The 14610-nt window shown below is 71.1% G+C and carries 17 protein-coding genes; 9 read left to right on the forward strand and 8 right to left on the reverse strand.

The genetic code is table 11. From position 1 onward, the window contains the following. Positions 1–72 precede the first annotated feature (72 nt). Positions 73–708, reverse strand: a complete 636-nt coding sequence (locus tag OG928_RS20305) for a hypothetical protein (RefSeq protein WP_406285762.1) — start codon at positions 706–708, stop codon at positions 73–75. 323 nt (positions 709–1031) lie between these two features. Between OG928_RS20305 and OG928_RS20310 the strand changes: the two genes are divergently transcribed. Next, on the forward strand, positions 1032–1547 hold the full coding sequence (locus tag OG928_RS20310) for a GNAT family N-acetyltransferase (RefSeq protein ID WP_406285765.1): 516 nt from the start codon (positions 1032–1034) through the stop codon (positions 1545–1547). A 27-nt stretch (positions 1548–1574) separates the two neighbouring features. Continuing rightward, the gene (locus tag OG928_RS20315) at positions 1575–2075 is read left to right on the forward strand and encodes a DUF4186 family protein (RefSeq protein ID WP_406285767.1); all 501 of its coding nucleotides are present in this window, start codon (positions 1575–1577) and stop codon (positions 2073–2075) included. A gap of 9 nt (positions 2076–2084) precedes the next feature. On the opposite strand, the gene OG928_RS20320 is transcribed toward OG928_RS20315, so the two are convergent. The 5 genes from OG928_RS20320 to msrA all read right to left on the reverse strand — a co-directional run bounded on the left by OG928_RS20320 (position 2085) and on the right by msrA (position 6024). Next, positions 2085–2948, reverse strand: coding sequence for a fibronectin type III domain-containing protein (locus OG928_RS20320; RefSeq protein WP_406285769.1), 864 nt, complete (start codon positions 2946–2948; stop codon positions 2085–2087). Between the two features lie 236 nt (positions 2949–3184). Continuing rightward, on the reverse strand, positions 3185–3481 hold the full coding sequence (locus OG928_RS20325) for a multiprotein-bridging factor 1 family protein (protein ID WP_406285771.1): 297 nt from the start codon (positions 3479–3481) through the stop codon (positions 3185–3187). A 4-nt stretch (positions 3482–3485) separates the two neighbouring features. Beyond that, positions 3486–3830, reverse strand: coding sequence for a type II toxin-antitoxin system RelE/ParE family toxin (locus tag OG928_RS20330; RefSeq protein WP_406291094.1), 345 nt, complete (start codon positions 3828–3830; stop codon positions 3486–3488). 308 nt (positions 3831–4138) lie between these two features. Then, the gene (locus OG928_RS20335) at positions 4139–5110 is read right to left on the reverse strand and encodes a Fic family protein (protein WP_406285773.1); all 972 of its coding nucleotides are present in this window, start codon (positions 5108–5110) and stop codon (positions 4139–4141) included. A 212-nt stretch (positions 5111–5322) separates the two neighbouring features. Further along, entirely contained in the window at positions 5323–6024 is a 702-nt protein-coding gene (msrA, locus tag OG928_RS20340) for a peptide-methionine (S)-S-oxide reductase MsrA (RefSeq protein WP_406285776.1), read from the reverse strand. Between the two features lie 315 nt (positions 6025–6339). Between msrA and OG928_RS20345 the strand changes: the two genes are divergently transcribed. From OG928_RS20345 to OG928_RS20355, 3 genes are all read left to right on the forward strand, one after another. Continuing rightward, entirely contained in the window at positions 6340–6993 is a 654-nt protein-coding gene (locus tag OG928_RS20345) for a hypothetical protein (RefSeq protein ID WP_406285778.1), read from the forward strand. Positions 6994–7042: 49 nt separating this feature from the next. Then, on the forward strand, positions 7043–7840 hold the full coding sequence (locus OG928_RS20350; protein WP_406285780.1) for a hypothetical protein: 798 nt from the start codon (positions 7043–7045) through the stop codon (positions 7838–7840). 132 nt (positions 7841–7972) lie between these two features. Then, positions 7973–9121, forward strand: a complete 1149-nt coding sequence (locus OG928_RS20355) for a cystathionine gamma-synthase (protein WP_406285782.1) — start codon at positions 7973–7975, stop codon at positions 9119–9121. Between the two features lie 15 nt (positions 9122–9136). On the opposite strand, the gene OG928_RS20360 is transcribed toward OG928_RS20355, so the two are convergent. Both OG928_RS20360 and OG928_RS20365 read right to left on the reverse strand, forming a co-directional pair. Continuing rightward, on the reverse strand, positions 9137–9844 hold the full coding sequence (locus OG928_RS20360; RefSeq protein WP_406285784.1) for a hypothetical protein: 708 nt from the start codon (positions 9842–9844) through the stop codon (positions 9137–9139). Beyond that, positions 9841–10305 carry an RNA polymerase subunit sigma-70 gene (locus tag OG928_RS20365; protein WP_406285785.1) on the reverse strand — a complete coding sequence of 155 codons (465 nt, stop codon included), beginning with the start codon at positions 10303–10305 and terminating at the stop codon, positions 9841–9843. The genes OG928_RS20360 and OG928_RS20365 overlap by 4 nt, the downstream gene beginning before the upstream one ends. 299 nt (positions 10306–10604) lie before the next feature. On the opposite strand from OG928_RS20365, the gene OG928_RS20370 reads away from it, so the two are divergent. The 4 genes from OG928_RS20370 to OG928_RS20385 all read left to right on the forward strand — a co-directional run bounded on the left by OG928_RS20370 (position 10605) and on the right by OG928_RS20385 (position 14568). Beyond that, positions 10605–11102 carry a MarR family winged helix-turn-helix transcriptional regulator gene (locus tag OG928_RS20370; protein WP_406285788.1) on the forward strand — a complete coding sequence of 166 codons (498 nt, stop codon included), beginning with the start codon at positions 10605–10607 and terminating at the stop codon, positions 11100–11102. A 128-nt stretch (positions 11103–11230) separates the two neighbouring features. After that, positions 11231–12454: a threonine ammonia-lyase gene (gene ilvA, locus OG928_RS20375; protein ID WP_406285790.1), complete on the forward strand. Its 1224-nt coding sequence runs from the start codon at positions 11231–11233 to the stop codon at positions 12452–12454. A 225-nt stretch (positions 12455–12679) separates the two neighbouring features. Further along, complete coding sequence (locus OG928_RS20380) at positions 12680–13720, forward strand: ATP-binding cassette domain-containing protein (RefSeq protein ID WP_406285793.1); 1041 nt, start codon at positions 12680–12682, stop codon at positions 13718–13720. Beyond that, a complete protein-coding gene (locus tag OG928_RS20385) occupies positions 13717–14568 on the forward strand; it encodes an ABC transporter permease (RefSeq protein WP_406285795.1) in 852 nt (283 codons plus the stop codon). The genes OG928_RS20380 and OG928_RS20385 overlap by 4 nt, the downstream gene beginning before the upstream one ends. The last annotated feature ends 42 nt before the right edge of the window (positions 14569–14610 follow it).

Here is a 14610-nt window from a genome sequence, read left to right on the forward strand (position 1 = left end):
CCGGCCGGATGGGCTCTGTGCGGATCCGCTGCCGGCGAGCGCCGTGTCATGCGTGGTGCCGGTGTCGGGGGCTCAGATCGCGGTGATCTTGCCGCATTGGCGGCAGGCGAGGTTCACCTGGTCGAGGACCCAGCGTGGGTTCTTCAGGCCGGCGGAGTTGCCGACTGTGACGACGGATTTGTCGTCGACGATGAAGCCGACCACGCCGGTCAGGGCCTCGACGTCGCTCACGTACGACCGGGCGCCGGCCTCGTCGGTGAAGGTCAGGTACGCGCCGAGCTTGGCCAGGGCGGGCTTGGTGTCGGTCGCCTTCGTGTAGCAGTCGTAGCTGCGCATCTCGACGATCCGGCGCTGGTGGGCGACCGGCACGCGGGTCTTGAGGTCGGCGTCGGTCCACTTGCCGACTCCGCAGGTCGGGACGCCCGCGTACGCCTTCTCCATCGCCCGGTTCACGTCGTCGAAGTCGAACGACCCGGTCGCCGGAGGCCGGGTCGAGGCGGGAGCGGTCGGCGTCGAGGTGTAGGAGGACCCGCCGGACGTCGAGCCGGAGGAAGACGAGCCGGACGAAGACGAGCCGGACGAGGACGATTTGCCCGAGGACGAGTGCGAGCCGCCACCGCCGCGGGAGCGGTGCTTCTTCCCGCCGCCGCTGCCGCATCCGGCCGCCAGGCTCCCGGCCACGACGACCGCGAGCGCTACCGTCCCCATTCGCCCCATCCGCACCCGCCGGCTCCTTTGCCTCGTTCACCGCCACTTCGCCGGCCGACCGCCCCGACGCTCCGCGGAGACGCTATCGACCGGACGCCGCGGCGGCACCGGGGCAATCCCTCGTCCTCGACACCGCGAGGACGAGGTCGAGCGGAGAAGCCGATCCTCGAGCGTCGGTCGGGGCCGGTTCCGGTGTCGAAGTCCTGGTCAACCGTGAGAGATACGACCGCGCGCACTGAGCGCCGGCAGCGACGGCGAGCCAAGGGAATCGCCTTTCGGGGCCGGCCCGGCGACCGGTCCCGGGTCGCGCGAGAATAGGTGTCATGACACCCGTCCGGATCAGCGCCATCGACCTCGTCACGTACACCCCCGGCCTGGCCGCGCTGCTCGTGGACGCGGTCGACGACGGTGCCGGGGTCGGCTTCCTGGCTCCACTTCCCATCGACGCGGCCGCGGAGTGGTGGGCGGGGCAGGCGGCCGACATACGCAACAACCGGACCATCGTGTGGGTGACCGCGGACCACGAGGGCGTCACCGGCACCATCCAGCTCCGGCCCGCCACCATGCCCGACAGCCGGCACCGCGCCGCGATCGCCAAGCTCCTGGTCCACCGCCGCGCGCGGGGCAACGGCCTGGCCCGCCGGCTGCTCGCCACCGCCGAGGGCTTCGCCGGCGCGTCCGGCCGGACGCTGCTGCACCTGGACACCCGGACCGGGAGCGCCGCCGAACGCTTCTGCAAGCGCGCCGGCTGGACCGAATCGGGCTCGATCCCGGGCTACGCCACCGACCCGTCGGGCGTGCTCCAGGCCACCACGATCTTCCACAAGAACCTCGGCTGACGCCGACCGGCTACCGTGGAGAGCGATATGACCACCAAAACCTCCAGGGGCGCCAGGCCCGAGCCGCTCGACGCCCGCCTGGACGCCATCGCCAAGCTCCCCTCCCGCGGCAAGTTCCACCTCCCCGGCCGCGAGCGCACCGTGGCCCAGACGCTGGGCGAATCCGGCGTGCGCTGGTACGCGTACGACCTGGTCGCCAGGCGCCTCGGCCCCGCGAAGCCCGCCAGGGAGGGCCGGCAGACCCCTTACCGCGGCCACCCGGTCTTCGTGGCCCAGCACGCCACGGGCACCTGCTGCCGAGGCTGCCTCGAAGAGGTGCACCGCATCTCCACGGGCCACCAGCTCACCAAGGCCGAGCTCAACTACGTCGTCAACGTCATCTGCCTGTGGCTGACCCGCGAGATCGGCCCCGTCGCGAAGCCGACCCGCCGCGCCGCCCGCACCCCGCGCTCGGCGATGCCGGCCATCCCCGAGAACCCGACGGGCGCGCGCTCGACGCGGGCGACGAGGTCCCGCTCCAAGGCGTGACCCCGCCGCTCACGGGCCGGCGGGCGCGACCGTCCGCTCGGCGGAGAAGTCGCCCCACTTCCCATCGGGCAACCTCGCCCGGATCTTCAGGGCGTGTGCGGCCGGCGGCGCGTCGCCGAGCGGGAGGCTGTACTGCGCCGTCCCGGTCGGCGGGTTCGCGCCCCAGATCACGGTCGTGAGGAACCGCCCGTCCAGGTACACCTCGTAGGCGGCGACGGTGCCGTCGACGACCGGCGGCGTCCAGCTCAGGTCGAGGTAGGTGCCGTCCTCCGCCACCCGCGGCGTCGCGGTCAGGCCGCCGGGCGCGGTGCTGCGACCGTCCGGCGCGCCCTGTTCGGTCAGCACGCGCACGGCGTTGCTCTCCGGCGACGAGTTGTCCGCCGCGTCGCGCGCGATGACGGTGAAGCTGTAGTCGGTCCCGGGGCGCAGCCCGGTGACCACCGCGGTGGTCCGGTCGCCCGCGACGCTGTGCACCCGCACGCCGCCCTGCCGGACGTCGTACGCGGTCACCCCGACGTCATCGGCGGCCGCGTCCCACACCAACACCGCCGCGCCGGGCCCCTGCGCCTGCCCCCGCGCGTTCCCCGGCGCGCTCGGCGGCACCCGCTCGCCCTCGGCCACCGACAACGTCGTGGCCGGCACCGCCGCGCTCGCCGCCGACACGTTCCCGGCCCTGTCCCGGGCCCGCACCGTGAACGAGTACGCGGTCCCGGGCGCGAGCCCCCCGACGTCGACCATGTGCCGCCCGCCGGTCACGTCGAGCACCTTCACGTCCCCGCGGTACACCTCGAACGCGGCCACCGCCGTGTCCGCCCGCCACATCACGTGCACCGACACCGAACTCGAGGCCAGCGCCGTGACCTCCCCCGGCACAGCCGGCGCCGTCGTATCCCGCCCATCCTCGGAACACCCCACCACCAACCCCGCAACGACCAACCCAGCCAAGCCGATCCCGGTCATCCGCCGTCGCACAACGCCTCTCTCCACCGAGAGCAATTGGTCTAGACATGTATGACACAGCCCCTGCCTCCAGGACAACGGCCCGGATCAACGAAAAGAGCGTCCACGGCAAGGCCGCAGACGCTCTGACGCAGCCGGCGTAGCTGCCGTCAGGCTGCCGTACGGGGGGTCAGCCGCACGACCAAGTCGGCCCCCAATGCCTTGGCCAGGCGTTCGAGGACCTGAATCGTCGGCACCGTGCCCCCTGCCTCGAACCGCGCGACGGCAGATTGAGTCATGCCGGCAGCCACAGCCAGGCGTGTCTGCGTCATTCCGAGGGCTTCCCGCATCTCCCGCACGCTCCGGCCGAGTTCATAGGCGATCCGCGTGGCCTCGTACGCCTCCTCCGCGCCGGGTTCGGCCATGCGGCGCCGGCGGATTTCCTGCCAATCGCTGCGGCCCACCATGAGATCACTCCTCGCTCTTGTCGACCGTATGAGCCTGATCGATGCATCGCTGTAGTGCGTGCTTGGCGCGTTGGACTTCGCGTTCTTCCCGCATCCGTGTCTTGCGGAACACGGTCAGCAGGATGATCCTGCGGCCGGAGGCGATCCAGTAGGTGACGCGGATTGCATCGCCGTCCGGATGGAAGCGGAGTTCGCGGAGCTTGCCGTCCAACTGTCGCGTGTAGGGCTCGCCGAGCAGAGGGCCTCGTGCTGCGATCAGGTCGATGTAGAAGGCGGCCGTGGCGAACCGTGTCGTCGACAGATGCTCCAGCCAGTGTCGGACTTCCGGCTCCAGCTCAACGGTACCCAGTTCATAGCGTTGATGCTATGAATCGCATTGTGTTTGCGTAGCCCCGATCGGCAGATCGTCACCCGATCGTGCGGCGCCCCCACCTGTGACGGGCGACCCACGCGGGGCTATCCGTCTCGGGTGGTGGGCGCCTCGGCGGTTCGGTGTCGTCGCGCCGACGGGGTCAGCCATCGGATCGCGACGACACCGAAGGTGTACCGGATCAGCCGCCGGCCTTGGCGACGCCCACCGGGCAGCTGACGCCCGTGCCGCCGAGCGTGCTGTGCCATGTGACCCGGTCCGCGGGCTATCAACCGTGGGCGCACCGGTTACTTCGGCTGACGTTTGTAGCGGTTGGCCCGATACTGTTCGACCCAGTTTTTCGTGCTGCGCCAGACGCCATCGTCACCCTTGGACGCTCGTAGCCGGCCACGGCTGGCGGCGACTCGCAATGCGCTCTCGGTCAGGTCGGAAGCTGAAAGCGCGGCCAGTGGAACAAGTCGGACCGGGCCGGCCACCGCTGGGATGACGAACTTGTGCAAGTTGCTGGTGACGCTGCGCGCGATTAGTTCCCCCAGCGGGCCGAGGTCACCGGTGTCGGCTCGGCGCATGGCCTTCAGGTACTTGTCTCGATCGCGCTTGTAGATGATGGCAGGCGGATAGCCGAGGCGTCCGAGCAACAGGTTGAGCAACAGGCGACCGGCTCTGCCATTGCCGTCGAGAAAGGGATGGATGCGCTCGAACGAATTGTGGACGCGTGCAAGCGACTCGGGGAACGGTTGCGAGGCTGGGTTGCGTAGCGCATCGACATCCTCGATCCACTGCCGCATGAGAAGGTCGACTTCGGTCCAGAGCGGGGGTTTCATCCCGCCGGGGAACCGGGCGATCTCGTGACGGCGAAATCCCCCGGGCCCTTCCGCGTCCGAGGCATGAGGATGAGGATCGACTGTCCATACGGGCGTCATGGCCATGTGGTGGACCGAGCGCACTTCATGGAGCGAGAGAAGCTCTCCGTTGTGCCATCCCCCGGGCTCGAGTGCTTGGCCGTAGACCCAGCGTGCGGCGTCTCCGTAGCCTCGAACTTCCATGTAGTCGCGCAACGGCTTGGAACCGACGGCTTTGCCTTCGTCCAACAGTTTTTCGACCTCACGCAAGATGAGGGTGTTGCCCTCGATGGCGGTGCTGTTGTGTGCTTCCTGATGCCAGATGTCGGCCCAGATGTCTTCCGCTTCGGTGGGTGTTGGTAGCCCGCCGAGCCGCTCCCGCAGCTCGGCGACCGCCTCTTCCAAGCGTTGGTACACGGTTGTCCGTGATGGGCGACCTGGCGGCACCTGTACTCCCGAATGTGTTCGGCTGGGGCGAAAAAACCGTACCGAACACTTTGGGGGCACGCCGGTCATGCAGACCCGTCAACACCCGACCGAGTGACGCAAGGGCAGGCACCCGAACCGTTGGTGCCGTCGCTCGCGGGATCTGCTTCCCGAAGCGGGACGGCACCGTCGGAGCGAGGGCGTCAGTCGCCGGCCGGGGCGATGCCGATGGGGCAGGAGGCGCCCCAGTTCTCCGAGGTGGGGTCACTCAGGTTGACGCCCGTGCCGCCGAGGCCGCAGTAGCCGTTGGGGACTCGGTCCAGGTATTGCTGGTGGTAGGCCTCGGCGTAGTAGAACTCGTCGGCCGGGCGGATCTCGGTGGTGATGGTGCCCAAGCCGGCCTTGGTGAGGACCTCCTGGTAGGCGTCGCGGGAGGCTTCCGCGGCGGCCTGGTCCGCGGCCGAGTGGGTGTAGACCGCGGAGCGGTACTGGGTGCCCTCGTCGTTGCCCTGGCGGTGGCCCTGGGTCGGGTCGTGCGACTCCCAGAAGAGCTTCAGCAGCTCCGGGTACGAGACGACGGCCGGGTCGTAGACCACGCGGACCGCCTCCGTGTGGCCGGTGCGGCCGCTGCAGGTCTCCTCGTAGGTCGGATGCGGTGTGTAGCCGCCCTGGTAGCCGACGGCGGTGGTCCACACCCCTCGGGTCTGCCAGAACTTGCGCTCCGCGCCCCAGAAACAGCCCAGCCCGAAGTCGGCTGTCGCGAGCCCCGCCGGGAACGGCGGCTCCAGGCGATTGCCCAGCACCCTGTGCAGTTCCGGAACATCGAAGGGGCGCGTGTCGCGGCCCTTCAGGGCCTCGTCGCGCGTCGGCAGGCGCGGCTCGAAGTCCTTGCGATTGAAAAGCACGCGTGCCTCCGTCGTCGTAGTGCGGCAAAGAGCCTCGTAGAGCGGCAGTTCCCGCACGGGAGCCCCCGCCACCGGCTTCAATGGTCCCTACGGAAACGTTCGCGGAGGCGGGGGCATTCCATGAAGCGTGTGTTGGCAGTCGGAGCTGCCCTGATCGTGAGTGGTGGGCTCACGGTCGGGTGTCAGAGCGAATCATCCGGGAACAGCCCATTCGGGCCGACGACGAGCGCCTCGCCGTCGGTGCGCCCGGAGGTGGACCGGGAAACCGAAGCGCTCCCGCCGCCCTCACCCGACCACCCCACCACCAGGCCGCCCGTGACCACGCCCGGGCCGACCACGACCACCACCCGGCGCCCCGATGTACAGCTCACCCCCGCGCAGGCGCAGACCCTCGCCGCGGCGGTCACGCTCAACGACAAGGACTGGGGCCCGACCTACGTGCCGCAGGAGAAGACCTACGAGTACACCGCGCTCGACCGGATCATCACCGGCACCGACTGCAAGCAGGCCCTCCAGGGCACCGTCCCGGGCGGCCTCGCCACGATGGCACGCTACGTGTACATCCCGGACGGCAAGGCCGGCGTCGACAACCTCAGCAAGACGCTCGCGACGTCCTCCACGACCGTGTACGCCTCGACCGCCCAGGCCGACGCCGACATGGACCTCGCCATCGCCGACGCGAAGCGTTGCCCGAACCAGGTCCTGGGCGGCGACGAGAAGCTGAACGCCATCCAGGTCATCGACCTGACCGTCGGGGGCATCGACGAGGTGCACGTCGCGCGCGCCCAGTGGATCGCCGGGCACGGCGGAGCGCCGTTCCAATACGTGTGGGTGACGGCTCGTCAGGGCCAGGTCGTGCTGACCGCGGCGGTCGTCGACCGCGGCGACAAGACCTTCGAGTCGGCCAAGGACCAGGCCATCGACGCGGTCGGGCTGATGATCGCCCGTACCAACGCGAAACTGCGCTGACTACCATGGGCGGGCACGTTCACGGGGGTCCGACACGGGGGTCGACGACATGTACGGGATGAGAACCACGGCGGTGCGTGCGGCGGCACCGATCGCCGCGATCCTGCTGCTCGCGGGGTGCGCCGACGGCGGCGAGGACCCGTTCGCGGTGACCGCGGGCGGCGCGAGCGCCAAGACGACCACGACGACGACCACGAGCCCGGTCGGCAAGGGCCCCACCGACAAGGCCCCCACCGCGACCACGGCCCCGTCGTCCCGCACCCCCGAGCAGGCGCAGGCGCTCGCCACGACACTCGCGTTGACCCCCGAGGACTGGGGCACGGGCGTCGTCAAACAGAGCACCTACGAGTACGCCGGCGAGACCTGGACCGACTACGCCGCCGACTGCACCCAGCAGAGCGTCCCGCTGCCGGCGACCCTGGTCGGCCAGTGGGTGCGTCAGGTCCAACTGCCGCCGGACGCCGCGAACCCCGGCCGGCTCTCCAGCGGCAGCACCAGCGTGATCGTGCACAAGGACGTCGGCGGCGCCCACGAGCAGGTGCAGAACGCGCGCCAGGTCAAGGACCGCTGCGCGACCCGGATCTACACCGACGGCACCCAGGCCAAGGACACCCCGGGCGCCGCACAGCCGTCCCTTCCCGAGGCCGACGAGGTCTTCGCCGAGGAAGGGCAGATGTTCGACAAGAGCGGCGCCGGCCCGTGGCCCTACGTCGTGTTGACCGTTCGCAAGGACACCGTGGTGTTCTCCGCCTACTTCACCTCCACCACCGCCGACCGCCTTCCCGAGGTGCGCACCCGCACCACCCAGGCGGCCCGCCTGATGCTCGACCGCCTCCTGCGCTCCTGAATCGAGTCCGACGAGTCTTCCGAGGGTCCGGCGGGTCCGGCGGGCCCGGCGGGTCCGCGAGTTCGGCCGCGCGACCCGGCGCCGGCCCGCCGGAAGACGCGCCGGCCGGCCCGGGCGGCTAACGTTCCGGTCATGACCCAATCGCACGGCTTTGAGACCCTGGCGATCCATGCCGGGCAGGAACCCGACCCGCTGACCGGGGCCGTGGTTCCGCCGATCTACCAGGTGTCCACATACAAGCAGGACGGCGTCGGCGGACTGCGCGGCGGCTACGAGTACAGCCGCTCCGGCAACCCGACCCGTACCGCGCTCGAAGAGTGTGTCGCGGCCCTGGAGGACGGCACCAGGGCCCTCACCTTCGCCTCCGGACTCGCCGCCGAGGACTGCCTCCTGCGCGCCCTGTGCGCGCCCGGCGACCACGCGGTCATCCCGGACGACGCCTACGGCGGCACGTTCCGGCTGTTCGCGAAGGTCGTCTCCCGGTGGGGGATGGCCTACACCCCCGCGCACGCCGGCGACCTCGACGCCGTCCGCGCCGCGATCCGGCCGGGCGTCACGAAGATCGTGTGGTGCGAGACGCCCAGCAACCCGCTGCTCGGCGTCGCGGACATCGCCGCCCTGGCGAGCGTCGCGCACGACGCCGGCGCGCTGCTCGTCGTCGACAACACGTTCGCCTCGCCCTACCTCCAGCAGCCGTTGACCCTCGGCGCCGACATCGTCGTGCACTCCACGACGAAGTACATGGGCGGCCACTCCGACGTCATCGGCGGCGCGCTCGTCGTCAAGGACGCCGGTCTGGCGGCCGAGTTGACGTTCCATCAGAACGCGATGGGCGCGGTGCCCGCGCCGATGGACGTGTGGCTGACGCTGCGCGGCATCAAGACCCTCGGGGTCCGGATGGACCGCCACTGCGCGAACGCCGAGCGGGTCGTCGACCTGCTGTCGCGTCACCCGCGGGTGGTCGAGGTGCTCTACCCCGGGCTGCCGGGCCACCCGGGACACGACGTCGCGGTCAAGCAGATGAAGGCGTTCGGCGGCATGGTGTCGTTCCGCGTCCGCGGCGGCGAGGAGGCCGCCGTGGAGGTGTGCAACCGCACCGAGCTGTTCATCCTCGGCGAGTCGCTCGGCGGCGTCGAGTCGCTGATCGAGCACCCGGGCCGGATGACCCACGCGTCGGCCGCCGGTTCGCCGCTGGAGGTGCCGGGCGACCTGGTCCGGCTCTCCGTCGGCATCGAGTCCGCGGACGACCTGCTCGCCGACCTCGAACGGGCCCTCGGCTGACGCCCGACGCGGCGCCTAGCGGGTGCTCTCGGTACACGCCGCGCACGCCGTGACGATGTCGCCGTTGCCGTCGTAGACCGTGATCGAGACCGGCCCCCCGGTGGTGAAAGCCCACAGGTATGCCACCCCCGGCAGCCCCGGGGGCCGGTCCAGGCGCATCTGCCGCGGACCGGCCGTGTCCTCCAACTCGGCACGCACCGCGGGCCCGGGCGGGCTCTGCCCGATCAGGACCGCGACCACCAACCGCTCTCCCGCCGGCGCGTAGACGCCGGGGTTCAGCGCCGCCGCGTCCAGCCGGCCCGGCGTCGGCAGGAAGCGGCACAGCGCGACGGCCGTGCTTTTGCCCGCGTCGTTCGGCGCGCCCAGACACCACGCCGAACCGTGCGTCGGATCCGAGGAGCCGATCCACGCCGAACCGCCGAGGCCGACATCGGTCCGCGGCGTGGGCGGTCCGCCTTCGTCGACCGGCCACATCGGGGTGGGGTCGAGCGGCGCCGGCGGCAACCCGCCACCGGCCTCGTGCCCCGGGGTCGCGAGCCACAGCGTGCCGAGCGCGCCGACGGCCAGCGCGAACGAGCCCAGGAGGTGCCGCAGCCGGCGCAGGTGGGCGCGCCGGCGCACCCGGCGGGTCAGGTCGGCCGGCAGCGGCCGGTAGGGGAACTCCGGCGGCTCGGGCACGGCCTCCGCGTCGTCCGCCCCCGGCGGCAGCACCGTCACGCTCATCGGACCGGCTCCGCGGCCCGCCGCGCCCGACCGGCCGACAGCACCTCGGCCATGCCGCGCCGCCACGCGCCGGCCACCGTCTCGATCGGCAGCCCCATCGCCTCGGCCGCGTCGTGCTCGTCCAGGCGCGCGTACAACCGCAGCACCACCGTCGCCCGCTCGACCCGGCCGAGCCGGTCCAGCGTGACGAACGGCTCGCCCGCGTCCGCGAGTTCGCCCCGATACTCGCGCGGCCCCGGGCGCCACGGGTCCAGGTAGCCACGCATCAGCGCGCGCCACGCGGTGCGGACCGGATCGTGGTGCGAGACCCGGTTCCACTTCAGGAAGGTGGCCGCGAGCGCGCGCTCGACCCGTCGCTCGGCGCGCAGCCGGTCACCGGTCAGGAGGTCGGCGGCATGCAGCAGTTGCGTGCCGACCGTGTGGACGAAGACGTCGAACTCGCGAGCCTCGCGCTTGCGCACGGTCCCCTCCCGCAGATCTGCCGAGCGGAGGCCATCGGGCCGGACCCGGGCCGTTGCCGCTCTCCATCGTGCTGCTGCCCCGCACCCGTTCGGGTAGTCGCGTGTCGCGACATATCGCCCCTCGGCACCGCATCACCGACACCGGACCCGCCTTTCGGTGACGGCACGAAAACCCTCCGTCGACGCAACGGTAAAACCCCGGCCACCCATTGCGGGGTGGAATCGCCCAGTCGGGACCCGGTGGTCCCGGTCCGCGCAATATCCTCGGAGCAACACATCGGATCGACGAACGAGCGGCGATGACACCGGATCAGGCCCAAGACGACCCCACCGGCTCTGCCGACCCGCTCTACGACCGCCTCCAGCACGAGGTCGCGTTGTTCGCCCGTCGGGCCGAGCAGACCCGGCTGGGCGCCGTCGGCGAACTGCGCAACTCGATGGACCGCGCGGCCTACCTGCTGCTCGGCCGGCTCGAGGCGGGTGGCGCGATGGGCGTGAAGGCACTCGCGCAGGCGATGACCATCGACTCCTCCACGGTGACCCGCCAGGTCACCCCACTGGTCGAGCAGGGGCTCGTGGACCGGGTGCCCAACCCCGACGACGGGCGCGCCGTGCTGCTCGAACTCTCGGTGGAGGGTCGGGATCGGCTGCACCAGGTCCGGCGCGCCCGGCAGCGCCTGATGGCGGAGATCTGCGAGGGCTGGAGCACGGACGACCGCGAGCGGTTCACCGAGCTGCTCACCCGCTTCAACAGCTCGATGGAGCGGCGCCAGGCCCGGACCCCGGGCGGTTCCTGAACTCCCGGCGGCTACTCCCCGGTAGCTCGGGCGGGGACCGCGCGGCGGCCTCCGAGTCGATCCCGGGGACTCCCGGGGCGGATGGGACCGACCGCGTACGGCCGGGCGGTTGGTGCGACACTCGGCGTATGAGCAGTCCTGCCCAGGCCCCGGTGACCCTGCACGACATCCGCATCGCGCGAAAGATGCTCGAAGGGGTCGTCCGCGAGACACCGATGAGGACGTGTCGGGCGCTGACCGATCGCGTCGGCACACCCGTCCACCTCAAGTGCGAGAACCTCCAGCGCACCGGTTCCTTCAAGATCCGCGGCGCGTACGTGCGGATCGCCGGCCTGAACGAGGCCGAACGCGCCCGAGGTGTCGTCGCGGCGAGCGCCGGCAACCACGCTCAGGGCGTCGCGCTCGCGGCCCGCACGCTCGGAGTCGCGTCCACGGTGTTCATGCCGGCCGGCGCGCCGCTGCCCAAGGTGGCCGCGACCCGCTCCTACGGCGCCGAGGTGATCCTCGGCGGCGACAACGTCGAGCACGCGCTGACCGCCGCGCGCGCGTACGCGGACGAGACCGGGGCGGTGTTCATCCACCCCTTCGACCACCACGACGTCGTGGCGGGCCAGGGCACGGTCGGCCTGGAGATCCTGGAGCAGTGCCCCGAGGTCAAGACGATCCTGGTCGGCACCGGCGGCGGCGGCCTGCTCGCCGGAATCGCCGTCGCGGTCAAGGCACTTCGCCCCGACGTCAAGGTGATCGGCGTCCAGGCGGCGTCCGCCGCCGCCTACCCGCCCTCGCTCGCGGCCGGCGCGCCCGTGTCGTTGCCGTCGTTCGGCACGATGGCCGACGGGATCGCCGTCGGTCGCCCCGGCGAGGTCCCCTTCGCGCTGATCCACGCGCACGCGGACGGCGTCCGCACGGTGGGCGAGGAGTCGCTGTCGCAGGCCCTGTTGCTGTGCATGGAGCGGGCCAAGCTGGTCGTGGAGCCGGCCGGCGCCGCGTCGGTGGCGGCCCTGCTCGAAGCCGGCGAGCCGATCGAGGGCCCGGTGGTGGCGGTGCTCTCCGGCGGGAACGTGGACCCGCTGCTGATGCTTCGGGTGCTCCGGCACGGGCTGGCCGCGGCCGGCCGCTACCTCTCCCTGCGGGTCCGGATCCCGGACAGCCCCGGCGCGCTGGCCACGCTGTTGGGTCGGTTGGCGGAGACCGACGCCAACATCGCGGCGGTGTCGCACGTGCGCACCGACGCGACGCTGCGGGTCGGCGAGGCGGACGTGGACCTGCAGTTGGAGACCAAGGGGACCCGGCACTGTGCGGCCGTGGTCGAGGCGCTGTACAGCGCCGGCTACACCGTCAGCAAGACCTGAGGCCGTTTGTCGTAGGCGTGTTGTTGGCTCGTCGCACGAGCCATGCCCACCCACGGAGGACGCGGTCGAGCGACGTCAACGTTCGTCGTACCGCTGTCAACCCGTCACGAACAGTTGTGCTTCCGGTGAAAAACAGTCGCACGCTCGGCGCGTTTGGGCGCATGGTGGGAGATCAGAATCGACCGGCCACCCCCTCCCCGACCGCACGAGGAGTGATCCACCGACATGCAGGAAGCGATCGTCGCCGAAGGTCTCGTCAAGACCTTCGGCTCGGTCCGAGCGCTCGACGGCGTGGACGTGAGTGTGCCGACCGGCACCGTCCTCGGCCTGCTCGGACCGAACGGCGCAGGCAAGACGACATGTGTGCGCGTACTGACCACCCTGCTCAAACCCGATTCCGGGCGGGCGATAGTGGCGGGTCACGACGTGCTCAAGAACCCCAACGCGGTCCGCCGCTCGATAGGCCTGTCCGGGCAGTTCGCTGCCGTGGACGAATATCTGACCGGTCGGGAGAACCTCCGGATGGTCGGCGAGCTCTACCAGCTCAGCGGCAAGGACGCCAAGCATCGGGCCGGCGAGCTGTTGACCCAGTTCGACCTGGCCGCGGCGGCCGACCGGCCCGCCAAGACCTACTCGGGCGGCATGCGCCGCCGGCTCGACCTGGCGGCGGCGCTCGTGGTCAGTCCGCCGGTGATGTTCATGGACGAGCCCACCACCGGCCTCGACCCGCGCAACCGGATGGCGCTGTGGCGGGTCATCGAGGAGCTGGTCGCGGGCGGCACGACGCTGCTGCTGACCACGCAATACCTGGAGGAGGCCGACCACCTCGCGAACGACATCGCCGTGGTGGACCACGGCAAGGTGATCGCGCGCGGCACGGCCGACCAGCTCAAGGCCAAGGTCGGCGGCGAGCGCGTCGAGGTGGTCGTGCACGACGCCGAACGACTCGGCGACGCGAGCGAGATGCTCGGCGCGTTCGGCAAGGGCGAGCTGGGCGTGGTCAAGCTCCAGCGGCGGATCACCGTCCCGGTCAGCGGCGGCGCGAAGCTGCTGGCCGAGATCATCCGCGAACTCGACGCCCGCGGCATCGAGATCGACGACATCGGCCTGCGTCGGCCGACCCTGGACGACGTGTTCATCTCGCTGACCGGGCACGCCGCCGAGACCGAGAACGGCAACGGCGACAGCGGCGGCCACGGCGACGGCGAGAACGGCGACATCGGCGACGAGGACCGCGTGGACAGCGGCAAGGCGGTGCGGAAGTGACGGCGACCCTGACCGCCCCCAAGGGCGCACCCGCGACCCGCGGGGGCATAGCGCAGTCGGTGCGCGACTCGATCGTGATGACCCGACGCAATCTGATCCGGATGATGCGGATTCCGGAGATGATCATCTTCGGGATGATCCAGCCGGTCATGTTCGTGCTGATGTTCGCGTACGTCTTCGGTGGTGCGATCGGCATCCCCGGGGTCGAGGACAAGACCGCGTATCGCGACTACGTGATGGCCGGCATCTTCGCGCAGACCGTCACGTTCGCCACGGCGGGCGCCGGCGCGGGCATCGCCGAGGACATGCACAAGGGCCTGATGGACCGGTTCCGCTCGCTGCCGATGTCGCGCGGCGCGGTGCTGACCGGGCGCACCATCGCCGACGCCGTGCAGACCGCGCTGACCATGGTGGTCATGGTGATGTGCGCGCTGATCGTCGGCTGGCGGATGCACGACGGGCTGCTCAAGGGCCTCGGCGGGCTCGCGCTGCTCCTGCTCCTCGGCTACGCGTTCTCCTGGATCGGCGCGCTGATCGGCCTGTCGGTGCGCACTCCGGAGGCGGCCACGTCCGGGGGTCTGATCTGGCTGTTCCCGCTGTCGTTCCTGTCGATCGCGTTCGCGCCGCCGACCACGCTGCCCACGTTCCTGCAGCACGTGGCCTACTGGAACCCGTTCAGCGCGACGGTCCAGGCGGCCCGGGTGCTGTTCGGCACGCCGGGCGCCGACGCGGTGTCGGACGCGTGGCCCATGCAGCACCCCGTGTGGGCGTCGCTGATGTGGTCGCTGCTGATCATCGTGGTGTTCCGCACGTGGTCGGTGCGCAAGTACCGCTCCGCGGTCTCCTAGACGCGAGAAGGCCCGGCCCCGCGTGGGGGCCGGGCCTTCTCG

Source organism: Embleya sp. NBC_00896, from assembly GCF_045207785.1.
Taxonomy (GTDB): Bacteria; Actinomycetota; Actinomycetes; order Streptomycetales; family Streptomycetaceae; genus Embleya.

Excerpts from the sequence above, each read along its gene's own strand:
- OG928_RS20305 (WP_406285762.1), bottom strand. The coding sequence starts at position 708 with ATGGGGACGGTAGCGCTCGCGGTCGTCGTGGCCGGGAGCCTGGCGGCC.
- OG928_RS20310 (WP_406285765.1), top strand. The coding sequence starts at position 1,032 with ATGACACCCGTCCGGATCAGCGCCATCGACCTCGTCACGTACACCCCC.
- OG928_RS20315 (WP_406285767.1), top strand. The coding sequence starts at position 1,575 with ATGACCACCAAAACCTCCAGGGGCGCCAGGCCCGAGCCGCTCGACGCC.
- OG928_RS20325 (WP_406285771.1), bottom strand. The coding sequence starts at position 3,481 with ATGGTGGGCCGCAGCGATTGGCAGGAAATCCGCCGGCGCCGCATGGCC.
- OG928_RS20350 (WP_406285780.1), top strand. The coding sequence starts at position 7,043 with ATGTACGGGATGAGAACCACGGCGGTGCGTGCGGCGGCACCGATCGCC.
- OG928_RS20355 (WP_406285782.1), top strand. The coding sequence starts at position 7,973 with ATGACCCAATCGCACGGCTTTGAGACCCTGGCGATCCATGCCGGGCAG.
- OG928_RS20360 (WP_406285784.1), bottom strand. The coding sequence starts at position 9,844 with ATGAGCGTGACGGTGCTGCCGCCGGGGGCGGACGACGCGGAGGCCGTG.
- OG928_RS20370 (WP_406285788.1), top strand. The coding sequence starts at position 10,605 with ATGACACCGGATCAGGCCCAAGACGACCCCACCGGCTCTGCCGACCCG.
- ilvA (WP_406285790.1), top strand. The coding sequence starts at position 11,231 with ATGAGCAGTCCTGCCCAGGCCCCGGTGACCCTGCACGACATCCGCATC.
- OG928_RS20380 (WP_406285793.1), top strand. The coding sequence starts at position 12,680 with ATGCAGGAAGCGATCGTCGCCGAAGGTCTCGTCAAGACCTTCGGCTCG.